This window comes from Fodinicola acaciae (assembly GCF_010993745.1).
Classification (GTDB): Bacteria; Actinomycetota; Actinomycetes; order Mycobacteriales; family HKI-0501; genus Fodinicola; species Fodinicola acaciae.
The window spans coordinates 86,584-108,873 of the sequence record NZ_WOTN01000004.1 but is presented as its reverse complement, the minus strand read 5'-3'; the positions used below and the strand labels follow the sequence as shown (position 1 = coordinate 108,873).

Here is a 22,290-nt window from a genome sequence, read left to right as displayed (position 1 = left end):
CCTAGCCTGAAAATGGCGGCCGATTTCCAACGTTGCTAACGGGCACTGCTCATATGTCGATCCATTCCCAACGAAAGCCGATGGCCGCGCGCTCGACGTAGCGAAGATTGCGGTGAACGGCGCCGTCTTCGAGCAAGACCGGCTCCTCACTGATGATCGCGCTGTCTTGGTCCCAGTGTTCCCATTGTGTCCACCAGACCTGCCTCGGCAAGTGCCGCTGGTGAAAGTGGACGTGGATATCAAGGCCTTCCAGTCGGCCGGTGACGCCACGTCGGAAGTCAGGCGGCGGCGGGCTGTCATAGCGGAAGCGGGTCCGATACTTCAGACGCCTCCGTTCGCCGCGGCGCAAGGGCCGCGAGAAATAAATCGGCACTGTCCACAGCGGCTCGCCTGTCACCTCGGTCCGGTACATGGCCCGCTCCGTGCCGCCTTGTAGCGCCTTGACCTCGACCTGATCGGTGTCAAAGCTGTAAGGCAAGTGGTCCAGGCCGTCGACGAGTGCGCGGATGGTCTGGTGCGTGACGTGGCCGACAGGAATGCCATCGGGGCCAAGGTAGTGCTCCTCCATAAGCATCAGCGTCTGGTGCCTCGGTGTCTCCACCGATGGCGGTCGCTCGATCGTGCCGATCACGATAGGCGAATCCTCAGTGCCGTCTCGTACTAGGCGAACTCGCTCGATCTGATCCGAACTCAGACCGAACGTTTCTCGGAATAGCTTGAGCGTATCTTCCTCCAGCTGAGCTCCCCGAAAAGCCCGGCTGACCAAATCCTTCAAGATGCGGACATCACCGCGGATGGCCTGTCGCTGCTCAAAGCTAAGTTGGCCTGTCTGATCCAGATGGTCGACAAGTGCCAGGCGGACGGCTTCCTGTGAGACGACACCGGGCTGGATTTGGACGTGCCGGCGTCGAGCCCAACGAACCCACTGATCGCGAGCTGGTCCCGGCTGTAGCAATAGATCTTCCAAATATTTGCCGGCAGCCTCCCGGTAGCGTTGCCGTAAATCCTTGAGCGCCATAGATTGGCTTCCAATTCGTGTCAGTGTATGTCTCGCGCGAAGCCATCCGGGCTTGGCGCGCGCGGGTAACCGATATATTATGGACGTATGAGTAAACAACTAAATAGCAGCAATCTATTCGTGTTAGTAATCATTACGATCGCCGCCCTTATCGTCACCAACATCGCCTGGTATCTCCAGGTCAGTGATCTGCGGACGGCCGATGAGCGGATTCGCAAGGACCTTGTTCTCGATTCGCGGCTTATAAACAGCCTTCGGGCCTGTATCGACGACGCAAAGACTCCGCGTCCATGCCCAATATTGGAAAACTAGAAAACTCTTGATGCCTCGCGCTCAACAGCATGCGCGAGGCGTCAAGATACACCGCGACTGCCCAGCTAGACCCAGAACGTCTGGTTATTCGCCGTAGGTGTGAATCTGCGGTTCAAGGAGTAGATGTAGTACCCGCTGAACCACCCCGTTGAGCAGTAGAGATTGGCATTGAGCGTATTTTGCTGGTTGAAGTACACCCGCGGGTAGATGATGTTGTCGCCCCAGTCCCAGTTAGTCGACCAGAGTCCGCCGTTGAAGGCTTGGATCCCGGTGACTGTGCCACCTTTCGCGCAGTTCCAGTCGCCGTAGACGACATACACCCAGCCGGTTGTTGCCGCTTGGGCTGGCGGAGCGACCGTCAAGACCAGCCCCACCGCCGTCGCCAGAGCCAGTACGACCGCCATCAAGTGCTTCTTCATCAGACTCCTCTGCAAGTGATGCCCTTGTGAAACCTGGCGCGCTGCTGAGCGGACCGTACGTGCCGCGGTGTCGGTGCGGCGTAGTTCTTGCCTCTCCGTCGGCCGCTCGCAAGAATTGCGGCGAGGTGGTGACGTGTCAGCTACGAGACCTCGTCGTTCTGGTGGCGGGCGCCCGCCACGGAGTGGTCGTCTTCCTGGACGTGTCGTCGATCAGAACGCGCGCCGCGCTTTGACGGCCTGGCTGCTGTACGTAAACCGCGTCGGCGCTGCAGGTAATCCTTTTCCAACCGCAACCCGGTTCGCTGCTGCCTTCAAGGGAGGATGTTGTCCGGACGAGATCAGCGATGCCACCATCTCCAAATGGGAAGGTGGCCTGCTCCAGATTCGGCATTGCATGATCCGGCGCTACGAGGAACTGCTGAATCTCAGCCCGAATTCGCTGGTAGCGGTCGTCGACATGATCAACCGGTACTTGAGTCCGACCATCAAGAGTGCACCGTTGCTGGAGCGGACGCCAGCGGCCATAGATGAAGTCGGCGAAAGACGGCTGACGACGCTGCTGGACAAGATCGACGAAAACGCGGTCATCACTGGCCACGAGTGGGATGAGTTGACAGCCAACCTCGCTCAAAATCCGTCGTACGCCACTTTCCGGACGGATGGCTGGGATCGGATGGCCGAACGTCTGCTGTCGGAGATGATCGTCGCGACTGATCGCGCCTGGGTGCAGCGCTTCGAAGCCTACAGCCGGCTGCTGTCCCATCCTCGTGGTCAACAACCGGCGATCGCCGCCTGCGGTGCGCTTGGCGCCGACCCAACCAACCAGGTATTTATCGACGTGATATCGGTACTCGATGCCAGCCCGCATCCAGACGCCAGCCTAGAAGTGCTCCGGCAGCTGACTAATCCGACAAATGATCGGGCCTTCTATGCGGCTTTGCTGGCTTGTCCACGCAAGAGCCAGCTGAGCCACTTTGGCGGGCCTGAGCTCCGGCGCCTTGTTCCATTGCTGCGCGAGCTGCAGAGGAGTATGCCGACCTGCGATCCAAATGGACGACTAGCTGCTCAGATCCTCTCAAGCCTGCGATGCTCGCCGCCGTCGGCCGGCACTGGCGATGGGCGCCTGGCCGCTGAGACAGTCGAGGAGGTGATCGTCAGCCGGCTGGTGACCGGTATGCATCCGATCACCACTGACGGCCGGGATCTCCTTGACGACGATCTGCCGGTGCTTCTGCGTGAGTTGTTGTTCAGTCCTGTCTTCGATGTCCGCATGCTCTTGGTGCTGATGTTCCGTGTCAGTCCGTACCGCGAGCGGTTGGCCGATGGGCTGGCCGCTGAGTTGGCTCGATTTAAAGATGTTGAGAATACGGCGCTGCTGCTTTCGCTCATTAACGCCATGCGAATGGTGGCGGCGGTGCGGCACGTCAGTGTCTTCCAGCTGTTGGTCGATCGGCCTGACCTGCCTATCGGTGGACGTGTTGCTGCGGCGCGCGCTCTGGGCCATCTCGACGAGACAGCATCGAATACTGCCTGGCAGGAGGTCGCTTCCGTCCACGTTAGTCGCTGGCGAACGTGTGGTGACGAGGCCTCTGCGGAGATTCTCGGCGGCCTCACGCACGGCCTCGGCATCTCGGACACGTCGATACTCGATCAGCTCAGCCAGGCTGGGCCAGCCAGCGTTCGTGCGGCGGCTCAGTGGTGGCACAACGTGCCGACAATTGTTCGTACGAGTGCTCAGAGTTAGGTCGCGCCTGCGCCGGGTGCTACGCAACTGGAGCGGCTCGGACAGCGATCAGAACGTCGTAGCCGAGTGCGGCATCGACCTGGCTGTGCAGGCCGAGCCGGGTAATCCGGCCGTCACGCGGATGCCAGTGGCGCTTCGGGTCGTCCTGGCCGAGCAGCGGCCCGAGCGCGTCGATCGTCGGCTTCCATAAGTTCAGCCACGTCCGGCCGGATCCGACGGTGAAGCTGAGGTCCAACTCGACGGCGCCGGCGGGCAATGGCGATGTTCCGCGGAGCTGGTCGTAAATCTGCTGCTTGTAGCGCTCCGAGGTATGGGAGGCGCTTGTCCGCAGGCTGTAGAGCGGTTCGGCTGCGAAGGCGACTGACGCCGTCGCCACCTGCACCGAGGAACGGCTGGCGTGCCGCTTGGTACCGCTGACCATGGCGAATGTCCGACCGCTGCGCCGGCGAAGCCGGCTGGCCAGCGGGAAGAGGTAGTTGTCGAGGTCTCGCTGGTCCAGCAACGCCTGCCCGACGGGCAAGCCGACTTCGAGTTGTAGTCCGAGCGGGTCTGGCAGCCGGCATAGCTGGTCGCCGATCAGCGCGTATACGTGGTCAACGAAGGCCGTGAGGCGATGCTGAGCTGGTGCATCGTGTCTATCCCAACTGGCCAGCTGCGGTGGCAGGTCCAATGACACTGGTCGCGTCGGCGGCATGACGTAGAAAACGGCCTTCGACGGCGTCATGCCCGTGACCGTACCCGGCGGCTTGATGCGACAAGCCTGCGACAACCGCTCGCTACCTTTCCCGATCAGCAAGCTCCGTTTGGGAGCTGGCTATGCCGAGGTGGGGAGATGGCGTGAACGGAGACATGGAGCGGTTCGCCGCTCGGGCTGAGATGCAGCCGATCATGCGAACGTTTGGCGGGTTGGCCCTGAGTTCACAGGGCCGCGCCATGGTGGCGCAGATCCGCGAGAAATGGAGCCAGGCGGCTATCGCGGCCATTGAGCTGGAGATCGGCCGCAGCATTGCCGAGCGCGGCATGGACAACACCGCCGATCTCTTCGACCACGCCGTGCAGCGTGCCGGTGGTAACGAAGCCAAGTTCATGGCGCTCTTCAACATCGTCATGCGTTACGGCACGGTCGTAGAGAAGGTCCAGCGTCGCCAAGTCGACCCCTTCGCGTTCTAGGCCAGGGATCGCGATGAAGTGGTTTAGCGGATGGCGCCGGCGCCGACCACAGCAGCAGGTTAGCTACTGCTCGGCCTGTGGACAGCGGTTGCGAAAGACGGCCATCAGAACGGTGCCGGAAGTCGATCAAGTTGGAGTCCAAGCGGACGCGGCGTTCGTGCAGCGCGTGCTTCAGGACTACGGCGATCTGGAAGACCGGCGCCACCTGATTGCTGGCGGCGACGATCGCAAAGCCGAGGCGCTGCGGCGGATCCAGCAGGGTTATATCCAGACTGCTCGGCACGCACGGCGTCGGCTGGATGATCCGGGCCAGCCGTCGTGATCGGTTGGCTGGCCATCGGCATGGTCCTGGCGGTGCTCCTGTCGGTCGCGACGGTCGTCTTCGTCCTGCGGCATCCTGCCGTACGACTGCGACGAGAAGTACGGGCGGCTGTTCGTCGCGAACAAGCCGCGGTAGCTGAACTCGATCGTGAGCACGCCAAGGCTAAGGCTGAGATCGAGCGGACTGCTGAAGAGTGGTGGTCATCGTGAGGCGGATCCGATCCGGCTTGTTGCTCGTCCTCTTGACAGCCGTCGTCGTCAACGTCGTCTGGTGGACGATCGAGCCGATGCTGCCGTACGTGCTGGTCGGCCTGTTGACGGTCTGGATTTTTGGCTTCATCATCCGCCGATGGCGGTGGTGACCGGTAGGAAGAGCACCGGTGTTCACATTGGACGCCGGTGCTCCGTCGCAGCTGAGGCGAACCCATGAGCGGCGAGCGGCGTGTCTTTCGACTGGTATTTCCGGCTGATCTGCGGGCGAACCAGGTCACCGCCTGGTTGGCGGCCGTCGCCGGCTTGGGCCGTGGCTGGCGGTTCGGTGTCCTCAAGACCCGCAGCGTGACATTCGAGCTGCTGGCGAACAGCGCCGGCATCGAATATTGGTTGCAGCTGCCGGCGTCGGAGTCCGAACTGGCCGTCCGCCAGTTGCGGACGTTGATGCCGGGTATCCGGGTGATGCCGGCCCGAACCTTGACTCGACCGGTCTGGCAGGCCGTCGCCGAAGTCGCGATGACCCGTCCGCAGCGGCGTTTGCGCACCGCCAACGTCGAGACGATGGTGGCCTCGCTGTTGGCCGCGGTCCAGACGCTGGCCGTTGGCGAGGCCGTCCTGCTGCAACTGGTCCTCTGCCCGGCCGCGCCCGAAAATCCGCCGGCTGAGTCGGACAAGCCGGTCCTGACGTTGCACCCGGCCCTGAACTACCTAGAGCGGCTGGGTCGCCCTAACCGGGAGGAGCTGGCTGACCGGCAGGCCAAGCTCGCGGAGCCGAATTTCTTGGCGGTGCTGCGGTTGGCAGCCGGTGCCGATCAGCCAGTGCAGGCCGCGCAGCTGGTTCGTCGCGTCGGACAGACGCTGGACGGATTCGGTAACGCCAACACGCAGTTGCGCCGGCGCTGGCTCCCGGCCGGCGTCGTTCGTCAGCGGGTGGTCGACGCCAAAACGCCGTTGATCTTCCCAATGGAACTCTCGGCCAGCGAGGTGTTGGCTCTACTCGGCTGGCCGGTCGGGCAGCCGTACATCGCCGGACTGCCACCAGCGCAGACCAAGCACATGCCCGCCACCGAGGCAGTGCCGCGGACGGGGCGGGTGCTGGCCACGTCGAACTTTCCCGGCGCTGAGCGGCCGTTGGCGATCAGCGCAGAGGATTCGTTGAAGCATCTTCAGGTGATCGGGCCGACCGGCGTCGGCAAGACAACCCTGCTGGCCAACCTGCTCGCACAAGATATGGCCGCCGGTCACGGCGTCGTCCTGATCGAGAGCAAGGGCGATCTCTTCCGGCAGGCCTTGCAGCTGGTACCGAAGGATCGGATGGACGAGGTCATCGTCCTGGACGTAACCGACACGGGGCGGCCGGTCGGCTTCAACATCCTGCGGGACGGCCAATCGCGAGCGGCAATTGAGCGGATCTGCGCACTGTTCGAGCGCCTATATGGAGATCAGCGCGGTGTCTGGGTACGCGAAGTGCTCTACCACGGGTTGCGAACATTGACCGTGCGGCCGGATTCGGCGTTCGTCGACCTGGCGCCACTGCTGCAGCCGATGAGCGCCGACGAAGAGGCCTGGCGTTCTGGGCTGTTGGCCGAGGTGCATGAGCCAGAGATCCAGCATTTCTGGCAGCGCTTCGACAAGAAGCCAGGGCAGTACGCCGCTGTCCAGCCGGTGCTGGATCGGATCTGGCAGCTGAATGCGCGGCCGGAGATCCGGAACATCATCGGCCAGGGCACGTCGAGCTTCGACATGGCGGAGGTACTGCGGACTGGGAAGATCCTGCTGGTCAACCTCGCCGGCGTTGGCCAGGCGACGGCCAGTCTGGTCGGCACGCTGCTGATCAACTCAATCTGGGCGCACGTCCAAGCCGGCGGCTTGCGCAGGCCGGTCTTCCTGCACTTGGACGAATTCCAGGACTTTCTGCGCCTGCCGATCGAGCCGGGCGACATGCTGGCCAGGGCGCGCAGCCTGAACCTCGGGCTGATCTTGGCTCATCAGCTGCTGGCACCGTTGCCGCACGACCTCCGAGCTGCGGTGATGGCCAACGCGCGTAGCAAGGTGGTCTTCCAACTCTCTGCCGACGATGCCCTGAGTTTCTCTCGCGAATTTGGCCGCTGGGTCAGTCAGGACGACCTGATGCAGCTGGGCCAGTACGAGGTCATCTGCCGGTTGGCGACCGGCGCGGCGGTCGGTCAACCGGTCACTGGCAAGACATTGCCGCCGGCCGCGACGACCAGTCGCGCTGGGGACGTGCGCGTGCGGTCGGCTCGTATGTACGGGCGCCCCTCGGCGCAGGTCGAAGCCGACATTGCAGCGCGACGCCGCCCACATGGTGGCGGATCCAGACCGAAGCCGAAGATCGGTGGACAGGAGTGGAACTGAACGATGGACCAATCGAGACCAGATGTTCTTGGGGAGACGGCATGTCTGCCTTGTCTCCGTCGCTCGTGTGAACTGCTGCTGCAGCAGCTTGATCGCTTTGAGGACATGGTTTCCGAATACGACGAGCATTTGACGGCTGGGCAATTGGAGGCGATCGCTGCCGCCGACGACCGCTACGGCAGCGGTGCCAAGGAACACCTGGAGTTGGCCACTAAGTACACCGACGAATGGTTCGGCCTGATGCAGATGGTGCTGACACATCCGAATCTCTGATCCGTGCGTCGCCACGTAGATCGTCTGGGATGTGGCACTCGTGAGCAGTTCAACCGTGAGCCCGGCTTGTGTCCATGTTGGCGGTTCGGTCGACGGTTTCTTGTGTTCAGACGATGTCCAGGGCTTTCTGTGCCTGTTGATCGAGCCAGGGCCTCTGCAGTTGTGGACCGAACCGAAGCCAAACCTTGGTGGGGAGTGAAAAGACGATGTACCGATCAACGCGAGACGTTGTCGGGGAGACGGCGTATCTCCGCCGCTCGTGTGAACTGCTGCTACAGCGGTTGGATCGCTTCGACGGCTTGGTCACCGGGTACGACCAGTTGACGGCCGGCCAGTTGGAGGCGATTGCCGCAGTCAACGATCGCTACGGCGGGGGCGCCAAGGAATACGTGGAGCTGGCAGCTCAGCACGCCGACGAGTGGTACGACCAGTTGCAGATGCTGCTAGCAAACCAGCAACTCTGATGTGTGCGTCGCCGTGTCGATCGCTCCACAGGAGTGACGGCCCATGAGCAGTGAAAACAGCCGAAGGAGCGAGCGGCATGAGGGCGAGTTGCCGGTCTCCTCCAGGGATGTCGAGGTGGTGCGGCTTGTCGGGCGCTTCCGACAGATGAGTGCCCGACAGATCGGCAGTGCGCTCTTCGACGGACTGGCATCAGCGACACCGCGGGAGCGGGCGTTGAAGCGGCTGGTGGAGCGCGGCTACCTCGTACGGCTCGGGCGGTTAGTCGGTGGTGACGGCGGCGGCTCGGCCCAGTACGTCTACCAGCTCGGCCGCCGTGGCTGGACAATGCTCGGCAAGTCAGGTGCGTACTGGGCGCCGCGCGCAGTTAGCCTGCACACCCTGGCGATCGCCGACTGTTTCGTGCGGCTGCGGACAGAGCTGCCGATCATCGGTGTCGAGCTGATCGAGTTCCGGCCGGAGCCGGGATGCCACCGTGTCGTCGGCGACGTGACATTGACGCCGGACGCGTATGTGGAGATCGGCGACCGACAGCGAGGCTTGAAGTTCGCCTTCTGGCTGGAAGTTGATCGTGGCACCGAGCACTCCAGGACGATCAGGGAGAAGTGTCAGCGCTATTGGCGTGCGTACGGAGTCTGGACGGACGCCTACTTTCCGCGAGTGGTCTTCGTTGTGCCGGACGAACGGCGAACACGGGCGATCGAGGCCATCACGTCGTTCGGGCCGAGAGAAGCGCGAGATCTTTTCGAGGTCTGCCGAATTCAGGAGGCGGCGAGTGTCTTACTAAACCGATGACGCCGATCGTGGTCCGCGTGGCAGTGCCGCAGCGTTCCCAGTGACACCTCCCCGTGCGGGCTCGGTTCGGGCGCCTAGATAGAATATCTCTGATCCTAGGCGTCATTTTCGTATGACATCCCATCATTCGAAATGCCGTCGAAGGCTTCAGCGTTAGGGGATATCGAAGCCGTGGACGTATTTGTTAGCTACGCTCATGATCAGCTAGGGCGCGACCTGGCGCAGTGGCTTGTTGGCCAGCTTCAGGATGCGGGACTCACGGTGCACTGGGATCGTGCCTTGGTGACCGTAAACCCGTCCTCCATCCAGGAATGGATGGAAAACCGGGCGCGCCAAGATATCGTTGTTTGTGCCATTTCGCCGGACTACGCGAGCCGCTTCGGGGTGGGTGACGAGAGGCAAAGCAGGAAAGGTGTCTTGTATGAGAGTCGAGCGATTAGCCTACGGCTTCACGATCACACACTGACCGAAAACTGCCCGGTCATTCCTGTCGTTCTAGCCGATCAGATCCACGAATTGCCGGGGCCGCTGCGTCGGCTTCTCGTCACGTATGTGTCTTTTGACGACGCCGCAGGCATAACGGAATTATTGACACGAATCCGGGCGTTGGATAATACTGGGGGAGAAATGAATGGTGAAACTGCACCCCTACATAGACCGGTCGTCGAGGGCGTCGAGCCGGACGGCCGCCGTCCGGAAGCATCGTCCGTTGACGTTCGGCGCATCCTCTCTGAGCTCCAGGAGCGTCGCGGAGAGGGACAACTTGAAGCGGTCAATGTCTGGCTCAACCTGCTTGAGTCCGGTGACGGCGTCGAGGTGGCCACATGTGCCGAAGGGTTTCCGGACGCTGAGAAGATCGCCAAAGCGGCTGGTGACTTGGTCCTTATGAAGCGGATCTCTGATGCGTGCCTAAGGATCGCTCGGCGATCTGAGCCTAGGCTTCGGTCCGAGTTGGAGCATGAAGCAAGGGTTCTGATTTGTGGCGAAGCCTGGTACCTCCAGCGGGCTCATGAGCTTGAGGCCGGACTGGAGTCCATCCGGCACGGCGTGAACTTGGCGACAGACCTCGGCGACCGTCGTACAGAGGCGTTTGGTAGAAAATGCGCCGGAAGGCTTCAACGGATTATGGCTGAAGACCTTGTCAACGATAACGCTGCGGCATCTGTATGCCTTGAAAGTAGCTTGTCGCAACTTGACACGGCGCGGCGCTTGTTCCTCGCGCTGGACGGTGAAGACTCGGAAGAAGCTGGCGACTGTCTGAGTCTTGAAGGTCGGGCCTGGCTCGTCAATGCCCGACTTCGCGACAGAGGCGATAATCTAGAGAATGCAGCTAGATGCGCCGATGAAGCTGAGAAGCTCATTCCCCCAGCGGGCTCGAAGGCGTATATGGATCTGGTCCTGCTTAAAGCCGAAGTCGCGCACGAAAAACGGCGTGTGAGCGAGGCGGCAAAGTTGGTGAGCCACGTTGTAAAACGCCTGCGCGGCCAATCGGACGCGCCTCGGTCTGAAATTCTCGCTCGCGCACTGTGTGTCAGCGCCAGCATCATCCACAAGTCACATCCGAAGACTGGTCTTGTGCAAGCACTCGACCAGCTTGTCGAAGCTGAAGAGATCTATACCCGGTTGGGACAGGAGCATCTCGCTGCGGACTGCAAATGGCAGCAGGTGCTCGCGCATCCTACACGCATCACTCAGGTGCCGATTAGTCGCGAACAGCTCGATGAACTGGCCCGCCAGGAGCCAAACCCGAAGCGCCGTCTTGACGCCATCTACATGTTGAACGCTCAAGAAGCCGCGCGGGTAGGAGTCACTATTGGACGGCGGGTCAATAAGGTCAACTGGAAGCCAATTCTGCGAAAACTTCCGCGGACAACGGTTCGGAGCAGAGGATAGTCATGTTGCCGGAGACGCGAGCAACTGACCTTCTCCGGGAAAAATTCGGTGATGCGCGGCAGGAGCGACTCCTGGAAACCTGGGTGGATTTCGCGGTGGGTACCTCAAACCGCTCCGACTGCCTTGGTGAAGCAGCAATTAAGCGAGCGGCCACGGTATTGGATGTCGAGATTAGATCCGATCCAGACTTACCCTTTGATGGAGAGCTGCGGCTCATCGAAGGGCAGTCCGTCATCTTCCTCGGCGGCCATGTCGACAAGGCTCGGCAGAATTTCACGATGGCACATGAGCTTGGACACGCTGCGCTCTATCGGATAGCACCGCGACTGGACCAGCAGAATCAACCCACGGAGAAGTTATGCAACCTTTTCGCTGCCGAACTCCTTATGCCGAGGGCTCATGTTGAGGAGCAGGGTGACGGTGGTCCATTGGTGCGTAAGCTCCTTGCTCTATCAGCAAGGTCAGGGGCGTCCCTCACGTCAACATGCTTGCGAGTAACGGAGTGCTTTCCATGTACTGCTGGATTTGCATCTAAAGATGGCACGATCGTCAAAGAGTATAGCTCGATGCCAAAATCTATCGATACTCAGGCGCACCTCTCAGGAATAGTGCATCGTGGTGGTGCTCGTTTCCAGGAAGTCCCTGTCTCGGAGGCGTGGACCCTCGAAGTGGGTTACTTAGGTAGAAAGTATGTATACGTCATCCGGCGTCGCACAGACTAGCGTAGACTCGCTTGCTTTTGATGCCCAGACTTGGCGCCGCCGATTTGTGCTTGCATGGCCGAAACCTTACTGACTTCAGGCCGGATCAATCAGACTAAGGTTTACCAGACGAAACCGCATGGCTTGTTCGCTGACGTCGAAGTGACCTGCCAGTTGGCTGATCGCCTGGTCCTCTCCGGTCGCGCGGTGAGCTGAAACCAGTCCAAGAAAGCGATCGCGCACCCATTCCGCTGGCATAAGCAACGCAGCCGCAAAGGCATTGGCCTCGCGCTCCTCTATGTCAGTCCCGGTTGCGGACTTGCCGTCTCGAAAACGAAGTGTTGCCAGACCGTCCAGAAAAGTGTCGGAGTCGTGCAGTCGCGCATGTCCGATTTCGTGGGCGATTGTGAAGCGCTGTCGGTGTGATGAATGGTCTCTATTGACGACGATGACAGCGGTATCGCGCTGGCGATAGAACATACCCGACACATCGGCGCGGCCGACGTCCTCATAGGCGACTGTGATGCCTTCGGCTCGCGCCAACTGGTCAACGGGAACTGCTGGTTTCGTGACTCCATGTGTGGCGAGAACCTGGTATGCGGCGCGCTCTTGTTTCGTCATCGTCCTCGTCGTTGTGATCATCTGCCACTCCGTTTACGACCTTAGCGACGGCACGCGCTGTGTCTGTCGGTACACCTAGTCGCCGCAAATGTTCATCCACGGACAGGTCCTCCGAGGGGGCCGGCGGCAGGAGTTCCACAGGATCGACATGGAGTGCACGAGCCAGGGCAAGCACGAGGTGGAAGGCGACCCGCTGCTGGCCAGCTTCGACGTTGGCAAGAGCGGAGCGGCTCATATCGGTCTCAGCTGCCAGACGTTCCTGCGAGAGGGCCTGGTCCAGGCGTAGCCGGCGGATCGTAGCGCCCAGCCATCTGTACTCGCTCTCGATCTTCGGCACGCCCCGATCTTGCGGGCTAGTGCAGAGGTTGTCAACGACACGGACAGGTATCAACGGATGCGTGTCGAGGAGTGTCCGTGTAGTTGACGGCGTGTCGCTGCCGACTACACGGACAACGTTCGGTAGGGTGCCGTCCGTACAACTACTGGATCGAGGGCCGGACTCAGCCGACCGGGGTGCGAGGCGCCGACACCCGCGTACGCAGAACCCGGGTCTGTTGGAGCGTGAATTCGAGGGAGACAACAATGATCAACCGCACACCCCCGCCCCCGCCACCGCCACCGCGAGATGGTGAGAAGCGTGGTGGTCAGCAAAACGCGCCACGACGAAGGCAGCCGACGGTCGCCACTCAGCCTCCGCCTCCGCCACCACCGCCAAAGAAGAGCTAAGACGTCACCAATCAAGTCGGCTTAAGACGGAGTTGCCGTGCCAACGACCCTGGTGGGCCTCGTTCTGTTTGTAGTGCTTCTGGTGCCGGGTTTCACCTACACACTTATTCGTGAACGCGTGGCACCGGACCGGCGCCACTCGATCTTTCGAGAGACCATCTCGATCGCGTTCGTCAGCATCGTCTCCGAGGCCGCCGCGGTGGCCCTCTTCATCGCCGTCTCGACTCTGGTATCGATATGGAGGATCGATTTCGACGCGTTGGTGCGTCAACCTGAGCCATACTTTCAGGTCAACTACCGGCAGATCATCCTGACATGCGCCTTGCTTGTCGTCGGCGCCACGGTGATGACCTCAGTCGCCGCGCTGCCTTGGACCTCGCGATCAATCCGCGCATTAAGGGCGGTGAGAGCTGTCCTGGGTGAGCGCGCCGACGAACCATTCTTTTCGGCCTGGACCAAGATCTTCGTTGGTCAGCCAGACGCATACGTACATGTCGGCTGCAACCTCGATGATGGGAGTTTCATTTCCGGCTATCTCGACAGTTGGACCAGATCGTCGGAGGATCTGCCTGATCGGGACCTCACGCTCATCGGCGACATCAAGTACCGCGCGCCAGGAGATGCTGTAGTCGAGAAATGTGGCAGCGTCAGTGGGGCGGTAATCAGCGCGCGTAGGATCGTCTCGTTAATGGTTACGTACGTTAAAGATCCCGATGGATCTTGATTGCATAGCGATGGAAGCCGCGTCACGTCTAGCGACGACGATCCATAAGAGAGTTGAAGGAAGCAATGTCAAGGAAGACTGTCTTTATCGCGTTTGCAAAGGAAGATGAGGCACGGAGAAATCTCTTCACGGGCATGAGAGTTCATCCCAAGACGCCGTTTGAGTTCACAGATATGGCTGTGAAGCAACCGTACGCCTCGGCATGGAAAACCCGTGTGCGGACCAGAATCCGCCGCTCTCACGGAGTGATCGCTCTCATTAGCCGCAGTACGCCGAGGGCGAGCGGCCAGCTGCGGGAGATCAAATGCGCTGCCGAGGAGGGCAAGCCGCTTCTAGGAATCTGGCTAGATGACGGATACCGCACGAAGCCTGCTGTAATGGGCTCCGCACCCTGTCGGCTGTGGAAGTGGTCAAATATTGCGAGCTTTATCGACCGTCTGTCCTGATCCCGCGCTTGCAGCGTGGCTACCGACGGCCAGGGCAAGCGATTGGTCGGCTGTCATTTCAAATGGTAGTCCCGATCGTGCTGAACGCGCGTTACTTCGCGTTGGTCTCCACGAATCGTTGATACCAGATCATCCGTTCGGGTGCAGTAATGCAAGCTCGCCAGTTGCGAACGATTGCCACAGCTAGGCTCCCCGCCACGGCCGGGCAGATGCTGACGAGAGGTCAGTCGTCACTCCCACGCCGGGGATCAACAACCCGCAAAAAGTCAAAGGGGACGAAGTGTCAGACAAGAAAGTGATCTTCGTGGCGTTTGCTATCGAAGATGAGCGTCAGCGAGATTTTCTCAAAGGCCAGTCCCTGCATCCGCGGGCGCCGTTCGAGTTCGTTGACATGTCGGTGAAGGAGCCTTACGACACCGCATGGAAGGATCGTGTCCGTACCCGGATCCGACGGTCGGACGGTGTGATCGTCCTCGTCAGCAAGAATTCCCTCACCTCCAACGGGCAGAAATGGGAGATCCAGTGCGCGAAGGATGAAGGCAAACCGATCCGCGGCATCTGGGCCTACAAGGACGACCGTACGAATATTGTCGGCATCTCGATCTACCCGTGGACCGATGTCAACATAAGCAACTTCATCGACTCTTTGTAGGAAGCTATGCGGAAAGCACTGATCGTCGGAATTGACTACTACGCGAACCTCAGAAGCCTCAGGGGCTGTGTCAACGACGCGAACGCGGTAAAGGCCGTTCTGGAACGCCATGCGGATGGCACCTTGAACTTCGCTAATCCACAGGTACTTACCGGGGCAAGCTTCCCACTGCAAGTGCAGAAACGGCACCTCAAGGACTCTGTTAGAGAGCTCTTCGCCGATGACTCAGATGTGGCCCTCTTTTACTTTGCGGGCCACGGTTATATTGAGGATACAGGCGGCTATCTTTGCGCAAGCGACTCCGAGACGGGTGACGACGGACTGGCCCTGGATGATGTAATGAAGATGGCCAACTCTTCTAGGGCGAAAAACAAGATCGTCATCTTGGATAGCTGTCACAGCGGTGCCGCAGCTAACAACGCTGTGACACCTCAACTAGCTGTACTTTCCGATGGACTTACTATCCTCACCGCCTCAACCGCCGACCAGTCAGCCTTTGAGACGCTGGACGGTACGTCCGGTGTCTTCACGAGCTTGTTCATCGATGCACTCAATGGAGCAGCGGCAAATCTTGTTGGAGACATAACGCCCGGAAGTGTATATGCACATATCGATCAGTCACTCGGCCCATGGGCGCAGCGTCCTGTATTCAAGACGAACGTAAAAACTTTCGTATCTCTTCGAAAGGCCGAGCCGCCAATTCTGCTCGGCGACCTGCAAGCTCTAATCAACCATTTTCCCACCGCTGACTACGACTTTCACCTCGACCCTTCCTATGAGCCGGAGCGTAACTCCGATCAGCTTAAGGATAAATCAATCCTGCCACCCGACCCGGCAAATAATGCTACGTTCAAGGTGTTGCAGAAGTATGTTAGCGTAAACCTCGTTCGTCCCGTCGGCGCTCCTCACATGTGGCATGCTGCGATGGAGAGCAGGTCATGTGAGCTGACGGTACTTGGTCAGCATTATTGGAATCTTGTGAAGAAAGGGCGAATCTAGTTTGCCCGGCTCATCGGAAAGACTCGTCAGCGTCCTCAACAGCACCAGCCTGCTGGAACGGTTGGCTGCGATCGAACACGAGCGGTGGTCACACTGGCAACGCTACCTACACTCGCAGTGCGAGCGGGCTAACGACGGCTCCCTCATCATTCCTGCTGAACTCGTCGAGCGTTGGACTACGCAGATGAACATGTCCTACGCCGAGCTGTCCGACCAGGAGAAGGAGAGCGACCGAGAGCAGGTACAGCGATATCTGCCCGTGGTTGCCGATGCGCTCACCGAAGTATGATCTCACCTCGACATTTTCGCGAGGGTGGTCTTGGTACCGGTTTTAGTTTCAGAATCACAAGAAGACCCTCATTAGACGATGTATGGAGAGTTGCGGCGACCAGCCGGGCGGTGCGTACGTGCGCGGGGGTGGGTGAGATCTCCAGGCGAACGGTGGCCATCAGCTAGTCGGCGGCCACCGCTTCGGTCACTGTGGCGAAGATCGGGAACACCTTCTCCAGGCCGGTGATCCGGAAGATCTTCAGGATCCGGTCCTGGGTGCACACCAGCCGCAACGACCCGTTCTGCGCATTGACCCGCTTGAGCGCGCCAGCCAACACGCCCAGACCGGTCGAGTCGAGGAACTCGACCCGCTCCATGTCCACCACGATGTGCGTGTTGCCGGCGCCGACCAGCTCGATCAGCTTCTCCCGCAGCCGCGGGGCGGTATAGACGTCGATCTCCCCACCGACCTCGACGATGGTGCGTGCTCCTTCCGACCGGGTAGCTAGCTTCAACTCCACCTCGCGACCTCCTCGCTGGACACACCGAACATCTGGTGTGGATTTTGCCGTACCTGCATTGTCGCTCAGTCGCCCGTCCGCTCATCCAGTTCGGGAGCGCACGGGTAAATTGGGATAGCCGTATTACCACATAGCTGTCCTAAAGGGGCTGTTGCCCCCAGGACGGCCACCACGACGGCAGCCACAGCTGCCGGCACGGCCAGACTGACTGCCCGATGGCTGGAGGCGGTTTGCCGAGGCTGTGCGGCTTTCGTTGGTCGAATTCTATCGAGTGCTCTGACGCTTCCTTTGCGGTCCTGAAGGGCGACGCTGCACCCAATGTCGCCACCAGAAGCGCGCCGGAGCGGTAACCGAATTCAGTTTGAAGTAGTCATGGCTCGCGAGATGTTGCCAGATGCGTCGGAGCTTCGGGTCGATATCAATCAGACTTTTGTGCAGATTGTTGAGGTCGATCTGCATCAGCGCGTCGTAAACCGCCTGACTAGGCAACCGCAACTCTTCGTTGTGTTCGCTTATTGCAAAGATGCGGAATTTCTCCATGGCCCAGGCGAAACATTCAAGCTGTTCACGAAGAGCGAAAGGCCTATCAAACACGTCTTGTTCGGCAGAGTCGTCGCCGTCTTCGAGCCCTTCGACGAGAGCATCTTCAAAGTCCTGCCCTGAGACTCCAGCCCTAGAGAGCTCATCCCGCAGGTTGGCCTCGAAGTTGGTCGGCGTGTATCCGCCACTCGTGTAGGTATTCTCCACGGGCCGATCGGCCAGCTCATCTAGCTCGACTAGTTTGCTGATTAGTTGCCGGCTGATAACACTCGTGCATAGCTGTGGATCGTTGCCACACAGCTCAAGGAAACCGCCGGCCACACCGGCCAAACGGTCCTCAAAATCGTCGATGGTCATGTGATACCCGGCGTCGCGCCAGGACGGAGATTCCAACGCCGGGACGGCAATTGGTGGAACATCAAATTCATGGAGCATCAGCCGTGTCAGTCCATACCACGCTGCACAGGCAACAAGGTCCGGCGGCTCCCCTGTGCGATGTGTCAGCCAGTCGCTATAAGCTTCCTCAATCTGTAGGGCATACTCTGGTGCAACTGCGGCCTCAAGCCACATTGTAATTAAGGTCCGCGTCGCTTGGTCTGGCGTGTTAGCTGCCTTCCATCTGACCAGCGGATCGTTTTCACGTCTACTCATAGCTAGTCATAATCCTAACTGATTATATCATGCAAGGCGCATGTTATCCCCAGTCGCCGGAGCGAAGTTTGCTATGCACCTTCTCGATCGTGTATCCGTCGTAGGTGGTCACGAGTTCATGTTGGCCATTCCGGCGCTGTCGATGATTTATGATGGTAACTTCAAGCTGCTCGCTGTCGGTCAAGGTTACTCTGACAATGTAACCGTTCTTAGCGCGATACTCTGCAATACGATCAGAGTTTTGGCTACGCGACACAATATCAGCGGAGCGCAGCAGTGCCTCGACTGACGGCTCTTGAGTTCCCAGTGCCGTTGGCGACTTGTTCCCGTCTACCATCGAATGTGGCGACCAGGTAGTGTGCCGTTCGATGTGCTCCTGCCGCGTCTCGCCGTGCCTCAACCTATGCTGATATGCACTCAGGTCGGTCTCCAACGGATAGACCCCGAGCGGCCGGCTCGACGGCAGCTCGAGTACGAGCTGAGCCTTATGCTTCATCGCTCGACTCGGAGGCCGAGGCTTGGTGCCTGTCCTTGGTTTAACGCCCCGCTCGCAAGACGAGCATTTCTCGGGCGGCGAATATCTGCCTACACTTTTGTGGTAGCTTTTCTTGTAGTTGGCGGCGATCGGAATAGTCCGCTGGCACTGAAGGCAACGGATCCGCTCGTCAGCCTGTGAGTCTTTCCACTCTTTGCAGTCAGGACAGTTTCTAGGTAGAGGTAGCCCCTTCTGCGCCCACCAATCACTAGGAGCCTTCTGGAACGGGGAGCCGTGCCCGTTAGGGCAGCCAAGATTCTGGCAATAGTAAGTCTGACTCGGACGTTCCACGTGGTCTCCTCCTATTGTCGCCGGAGAACGAATACGGACTAGCCTTTGATGCCAAGCTTGTAAAGAACTTGCTGAACCCAACCTTTTCCTGCCAGCTCCGTTGGTGGCGATGCGGGATTTGCGCCGTCCGTCTCAGAAACCTCAATCGCTAGTGTTCCGAGGTGAGCAAGACGCCACGCCGTTACGTCGTCCTTTGTGTCGCGACTTGGCACGAGGCGGGCAGTGTAGTCACCTTCTTGGATGAAGACCGGTGTATCGTCCTGATGGACTAGACCGGTGTGACCATGGACCGTGTCTCGCCAAGTCAGGACGCCGCTGTCGTTTCTGCTGATCGTGACCACCGTAGTTCCAGGCAGATCGATGAGCTGCCTATGGAGGTCAGCGGCCGGCAGATCCATCAGCAAGGTGCTCCAGGGCAAGGATGCAACGTTTGTCGACGTAGTCGAACCAAGCAGCTCCGGAAATCGCTCATTGCCGCCGTTGATCCTGCCAAACAGCTTCCACACGTCCGAGATTGCAGCCGCGGCCTTTCGGAGTTTGCGGCTATCCGTGCCAGACAGGTTGCACCAGCGTCGGAACTCGTGCTCGTCCCAATCGTCCAGCTCGCCACCTCCGGCGAACAGCATCTGTGGTGCCATGGCGGCAGCCCTACAGATCATCCCGAACGCCGCGATATCCTCATGCGCAAATCCTTGCCAGGCGTCAAGCTCGTGGGCGATCGCGCGATGCTCGCCAGTGTAATCAACGAAGAAGTCGTGCTGTGAACGGAGTGTGCGAAGTGGCGTGGTGCTGAGTGCAGTTGCCACGGTCCAGAAAATCAGCTCAGGGAGGGTGGCACCCTCGTTGAAGCGCTTTTGGAGTTGAACAGTGTAGGCCAAGTCGGCTTGACCAACCCAGCGCTCCATTTGTTCACCGAACGCTGTGATCTGCCTGTTCTTGGCAATGCCAAGGCCTTCGAGCATGTCGAGCTGTTCGCGCAAATATTCCATGCGGTCCGCGCTCACGTGCAGTTTCGATGGCAGCTCAAGGTCAGCCACCCATCGCTCAAGATCGTCCCATTGTTGCTTACAGGCATAGAAGGCTAAATCCGTCAGCGGTGCTGCCGCCAAAGGGAAGTGAATCGGCTCATATCGAAGTGCATTACGATTCAGAGCGTCGTCGTCTAACTCGGCATACGGGGCGCCGACCTCGTTGCTGATGTAAGCGATGCCGGGTCGACGACGGCCAACGCGGCCGATCCGCTGGAGCAACGAGTTGACGCCGAGCGGCGCTACGACAGGGAACGTTTGATCACCGATCGTCTCCTGGTCATACCCGCTGTCCATCGTGACTACGAAGTCGAGCGTAGGAAAGGTAATACCCATCTCGACCACGCTTGTGGCCAAGATTACGTAGTTCTGTCGCGCGTTTTCGGCTGCCCGAAGCCGGCGCTCGAACTCGGCGATCCGCCGTTCGTCCCGCACCACCTCGCCGGCTAGTTCGAGGACTAGAAGGCCAGGTGCAGTCTGGCCGATGATGTCCGCGAGCCGCTTGACGTCACTATGTTCGCCGGCGAACGAGTTGACGACGGCTAGGAGGCCATGTGAACGGCCAGCTTCTGTGACGCCAGCAACTACCTCCGCCGCCTGCCTGTATTCGGCAGCTTGTGGAAAGTAGACGGATGATGTGTCTGGTTCGATGAGAGTGAGCTTGATGAGCTGTGGCAGGGCATCGCGGAGAGGCTGAATCAGATTGTGCTTCCAGACGACGAATCGTTGTTGGTCGGCCTTGATGATGTTACCGAGGTGGAGATCGTCAGCGAGTGTAGTGGTGTCGACGGTGGCGGACATGTAGTCGACTGGAACGTTGGCCTTCCTGGCCAGCGCGATGCCGAGCTCGACACCGGCGTTTTGCTCGATGGTTACGTGAGCCTCGTCAATGATGACTCGGTCGCGATCCGGGCCTAGCTCACCTTGCCTGGCCATTAGTTCGAAGATTCCGGTTGTCACGAACTGTATCGGAGCGTCGCGGAATTTCTTTCCTTTGGAAGTGATGCTGCCAAACAGTGCCGGCAATTTCCGTTCGTGCTTGGTCGCTAGATACTTGAACCAGAGTGAATTCATGAACTGTGCTTGGTCTTCCGCGATCGGAATGCGCGGCTCGACGACCCAAACGCGAGGTTGAGGATTGGGCTGTTGACCGACCCTCTCCATCACACGTATGAGAACATGAATTGGGACCGCCACAGTCTTGCCCAGCCCTGTCGCTGCGACCAAAAAGAAGGGTTCCTGTCCCATCTTGTCCAAATAGTCAGCGATAGATAGATGGTCGCGTTTGATAACCCAGCGCAGAAAGTCCACTATCTTCAGTACGTGGACTTGGTTGGAGCCCAATGCAAATCGGGGATTAGCTGGCTGATCATAGAAAGGACTCGGCAATTTCGATCTCCGCCTCCGCTCTATCGACTACTGACACGTTTGTGCGTTCTTTCCCTCGTGTCCGATTTGGCCTAGACGCTGGCCGCTCGGTGGTCTCACGGTCGCGCCGGGAGGGAATTCGGTCCTACACTTACAGTGTCAGTCGATCACGCTATAGGCGCGCTTACGTCGCACGGTAGAGTCTGGAGACTCATGGCCGAGAGCTCAATGCAGCTTCGGATCGCCCGTTCGGGTGAGGTATTGCGAGGGTTGCTCGTCAGTCGCGAGGAGTACCGGCGCCGGTGGCAGCGCCACGTACGGAGGATGACTCGTGGATCTGAAATCAGCTACGCCGGTGTGGCTCAAGTCGTTGCACTCTACCTCTGGGATCGCGGCCTCCGGGCTGAGGCGGATCAGGATCTCCCGCGTCGGCTACGTGATCGTATTGGGCGTGCCCTTAACGGAGAACACCTGACACACGAGACACTCACTTGGATCACCGAAGCGTTTGAGTTTGGAGCTGACGACAGTCATGCGGTTTGGCGAGCTTTTGCCGGGGGTGGACCGGGTGGAGATGGTGTTGCCTTCACCGTAACGAACGTTATAGCGCCGAGAGTAACGCCGCAACCGCACCGAAGCGTTGCTATCTTTAATAGATATTATATTGACGACAATCGCATGCTGTCCAGGAAGGAGACTAACCATATTATCGTGGCGCTCGAAGACGGAGTTGACACCTATACACATAATCCGAGAGACAACCTCGCCGAGATTGTTGTCGTCACGGGCGGGACGCTGGCCGAAATCCGCGAAAGCGCTCCAGGTTTCGTTAGCGTCGAATTCAGACTTACTCCGCCGCTTGCAAAACATGAGCCGACGTCACTGCAATATATATCTACGTACTATCCGACGTCGAATCCCCGCACTGAGGTGCGGCGCGCCGCACGCGGCAGAGCTGAGAACGTAGACATGCGAGTTTGCTTTGAAGGTGTGAAGCCGCAGCGGGCTTGGTGGACAGTCTGGGATTCTTATCTAGGGGGTACTCCAGTCCACACCGAGGAGGTTGAAATCACTGAGATCGGAGAGCTCCATCGATTTGTCCCGTACATCGAACAGACGGTCGTCGGCTTCCGTTGGGACTGGTGAGACTCCAATTTGCGATGTTACTGGATTGCATGCGCGATCTCAGCTTCCGCCGCCTTCCATTGCTACTGACGTGAC

The 22,290-nt window shown here is 59.5% G+C and carries 25 protein-coding genes; 17 read left to right on the top strand and 8 right to left on the bottom strand.

Annotation, left to right across the window (positions count from 1 at the left end; translation table 11 throughout):
• Positions 1 to 49: 49 nt before the first annotated feature.
• Together GNX95_RS35775 and GNX95_RS35770 are read right to left on the bottom strand one after the other, a co-directional pair.
• Positions 50 to 1,018, bottom strand: coding sequence for a hypothetical protein (locus GNX95_RS35775; protein ID WP_163512236.1), 969 nt, complete (start codon positions 1,016 to 1,018; stop codon positions 50 to 52).
• Positions 1,019 to 1,395: 377 nt separating this feature from the next.
• A complete protein-coding gene (locus GNX95_RS35770; protein WP_163512235.1) occupies positions 1,396 to 1,749 on the bottom strand; it encodes a hypothetical protein in 354 nt (117 codons plus the stop codon).
• A gap of 229 nt (positions 1,750 to 1,978) precedes the next feature.
• Between GNX95_RS35770 and GNX95_RS35765 the strand changes: the two genes are divergently transcribed.
• The gene (locus GNX95_RS35765) at positions 1,979 to 3,493 is read left to right on the top strand and encodes a hypothetical protein (protein WP_163512234.1); all 1,515 of its coding nucleotides are present in this window, start codon (positions 1,979 to 1,981) and stop codon (positions 3,491 to 3,493) included.
• A 19-nt stretch (positions 3,494 to 3,512) separates the two neighbouring features.
• On the opposite strand, the gene GNX95_RS35760 is transcribed toward GNX95_RS35765, so the two are convergent.
• Complete coding sequence (locus tag GNX95_RS35760; protein ID WP_222854205.1) at positions 3,513 to 4,217, bottom strand: hypothetical protein; 705 nt, start codon at positions 4,215 to 4,217, stop codon at positions 3,513 to 3,515.
• Positions 4,218 to 4,330: 113 nt separating this feature from the next.
• On the opposite strand from GNX95_RS35760, the gene GNX95_RS35755 reads away from it, so the two are divergent.
• The 10 genes from GNX95_RS35755 (at position 4,331) to GNX95_RS35710 (ending at position 11,718) form a co-directional block, all read left to right on the top strand.
• A complete protein-coding gene (locus GNX95_RS35755; RefSeq protein ID WP_163512233.1) occupies positions 4,331 to 4,663 on the top strand; it encodes a hypothetical protein in 333 nt (110 codons plus the stop codon).
• Between the two features lie 112 nt (positions 4,664 to 4,775).
• Positions 4,776 to 4,985: a hypothetical protein gene (locus GNX95_RS35750; protein WP_163512232.1), complete on the top strand. Its 210-nt coding sequence runs from the start codon at positions 4,776 to 4,778 to the stop codon at positions 4,983 to 4,985.
• Positions 4,982 to 5,194 (top strand): hypothetical protein, encoded by a 213-nt coding sequence (locus GNX95_RS35745; RefSeq protein WP_163512231.1) that lies wholly within the window; start codon positions 4,982 to 4,984, stop codon positions 5,192 to 5,194. The genes GNX95_RS35750 and GNX95_RS35745 overlap by 4 nt, the downstream gene beginning before the upstream one ends.
• Positions 5,191 to 5,346: a hypothetical protein gene (locus tag GNX95_RS35740; RefSeq protein ID WP_163512230.1), complete on the top strand. Its 156-nt coding sequence runs from the start codon at positions 5,191 to 5,193 to the stop codon at positions 5,344 to 5,346. Before GNX95_RS35745 ends, GNX95_RS35740 begins: the two co-directional genes overlap by 4 nt.
• 64 nt (positions 5,347 to 5,410) lie before the next feature.
• Positions 5,411 to 7,573 (top strand): type IV secretory system conjugative DNA transfer family protein, encoded by a 2,163-nt coding sequence (locus GNX95_RS35735; protein WP_163512229.1) that lies wholly within the window; start codon positions 5,411 to 5,413, stop codon positions 7,571 to 7,573.
• 3 nt (positions 7,574 to 7,576) lie between these two features.
• A complete protein-coding gene (locus GNX95_RS35730) occupies positions 7,577 to 7,846 on the top strand; it encodes a hypothetical protein (RefSeq protein WP_163512228.1) in 270 nt (89 codons plus the stop codon).
• 281 nt (positions 7,847 to 8,127) lie between these two features.
• Positions 8,128 to 8,310 carry a hypothetical protein gene (locus GNX95_RS35725; protein WP_163512227.1) on the top strand — a complete coding sequence of 61 codons (183 nt, stop codon included), beginning with the start codon at positions 8,128 to 8,130 and terminating at the stop codon, positions 8,308 to 8,310.
• 43 nt (positions 8,311 to 8,353) lie between these two features.
• On the top strand, positions 8,354 to 9,103 hold the full coding sequence (locus tag GNX95_RS35720; protein WP_281356996.1) for a replication-relaxation family protein: 750 nt from the start codon (positions 8,354 to 8,356) through the stop codon (positions 9,101 to 9,103).
• A gap of 132 nt (positions 9,104 to 9,235) precedes the next feature.
• Positions 9,236 to 10,996, top strand: coding sequence for a toll/interleukin-1 receptor domain-containing protein (locus tag GNX95_RS35715; protein ID WP_163512225.1), 1,761 nt, complete (start codon positions 9,236 to 9,238; stop codon positions 10,994 to 10,996).
• A gap of 2 nt (positions 10,997 to 10,998) precedes the next feature.
• Positions 10,999 to 11,718, top strand: a complete 720-nt coding sequence (locus tag GNX95_RS35710) for an ImmA/IrrE family metallo-endopeptidase (RefSeq protein ID WP_163512224.1) — start codon at positions 10,999 to 11,001, stop codon at positions 11,716 to 11,718.
• A gap of 75 nt (positions 11,719 to 11,793) precedes the next feature.
• Here the strand turns inward: GNX95_RS35710 and GNX95_RS35705 are convergent, their stop codons facing one another.
• Together GNX95_RS35705 and GNX95_RS44560 are read right to left on the bottom strand one after the other, a co-directional pair.
• A complete protein-coding gene (locus GNX95_RS35705) occupies positions 11,794 to 12,339 on the bottom strand; it encodes an ImmA/IrrE family metallo-endopeptidase (RefSeq protein WP_246281898.1) in 546 nt (181 codons plus the stop codon).
• A complete protein-coding gene (locus GNX95_RS44560; RefSeq protein WP_163512222.1) occupies positions 12,245 to 12,655 on the bottom strand; it encodes a helix-turn-helix domain-containing protein in 411 nt (136 codons plus the stop codon). The genes GNX95_RS35705 and GNX95_RS44560 overlap by 95 nt, the downstream gene beginning before the upstream one ends.
• Positions 12,656 to 13,081: 426 nt before the next feature.
• Between GNX95_RS44560 and GNX95_RS35695 the strand changes: the two genes are divergently transcribed.
• The 5 genes from GNX95_RS35695 to GNX95_RS35675 all read left to right on the top strand — a co-directional run bounded on the left by GNX95_RS35695 (position 13,082) and on the right by GNX95_RS35675 (position 16,154).
• Positions 13,082 to 13,768 (top strand): DUF6338 family protein, encoded by a 687-nt coding sequence (locus GNX95_RS35695; RefSeq protein ID WP_163512221.1) that lies wholly within the window; start codon positions 13,082 to 13,084, stop codon positions 13,766 to 13,768.
• A 65-nt stretch (positions 13,769 to 13,833) separates the two neighbouring features.
• Positions 13,834 to 14,214, top strand: a complete 381-nt coding sequence (locus tag GNX95_RS44555; RefSeq protein ID WP_163512220.1) for a TIR domain-containing protein — start codon at positions 13,834 to 13,836, stop codon at positions 14,212 to 14,214.
• Positions 14,215 to 14,494: 280 nt separating this feature from the next.
• Positions 14,495 to 14,866, top strand: coding sequence for a TIR domain-containing protein (locus tag GNX95_RS35685; RefSeq protein WP_163512219.1), 372 nt, complete (start codon positions 14,495 to 14,497; stop codon positions 14,864 to 14,866).
• A 6-nt stretch (positions 14,867 to 14,872) separates the two neighbouring features.
• A complete protein-coding gene (locus tag GNX95_RS35680; RefSeq protein WP_163512218.1) occupies positions 14,873 to 15,865 on the top strand; it encodes a caspase family protein in 993 nt (330 codons plus the stop codon).
• Position 15,866: 1 nt separating this feature from the next.
• Positions 15,867 to 16,154 carry a hypothetical protein gene (locus tag GNX95_RS35675; RefSeq protein WP_163512217.1) on the top strand — a complete coding sequence of 96 codons (288 nt, stop codon included), beginning with the start codon at positions 15,867 to 15,869 and terminating at the stop codon, positions 16,152 to 16,154.
• A 163-nt stretch (positions 16,155 to 16,317) separates the two neighbouring features.
• Here the strand turns inward: GNX95_RS35675 and GNX95_RS35670 are convergent, their stop codons facing one another.
• The 3 genes from GNX95_RS35670 to GNX95_RS35660 all read right to left on the bottom strand — a co-directional run bounded on the left by GNX95_RS35670 (position 16,318) and on the right by GNX95_RS35660 (position 21,012).
• The gene (locus GNX95_RS35670) at positions 16,318 to 16,656 is read right to left on the bottom strand and encodes an anti-sigma factor antagonist (RefSeq protein WP_163512216.1); all 339 of its coding nucleotides are present in this window, start codon (positions 16,654 to 16,656) and stop codon (positions 16,318 to 16,320) included.
• Positions 16,657 to 16,920: 264 nt separating this feature from the next.
• The gene (locus GNX95_RS35665) at positions 16,921 to 17,847 is read right to left on the bottom strand and encodes a hypothetical protein (protein ID WP_163512215.1); all 927 of its coding nucleotides are present in this window, start codon (positions 17,845 to 17,847) and stop codon (positions 16,921 to 16,923) included.
• A gap of 864 nt (positions 17,848 to 18,711) precedes the next feature.
• A complete protein-coding gene (locus GNX95_RS35660; RefSeq protein WP_163512214.1) occupies positions 18,712 to 21,012 on the bottom strand; it encodes a DEAD/DEAH box helicase in 2,301 nt (766 codons plus the stop codon).
• Between the two features lie 768 nt (positions 21,013 to 21,780).
• On the opposite strand from GNX95_RS35660, the gene GNX95_RS35655 reads away from it, so the two are divergent.
• Positions 21,781 to 22,215: a hypothetical protein gene (locus tag GNX95_RS35655; protein WP_163512213.1), complete on the top strand. Its 435-nt coding sequence runs from the start codon at positions 21,781 to 21,783 to the stop codon at positions 22,213 to 22,215.
• The last annotated feature ends 75 nt before the right edge of the window (positions 22,216 to 22,290 follow it).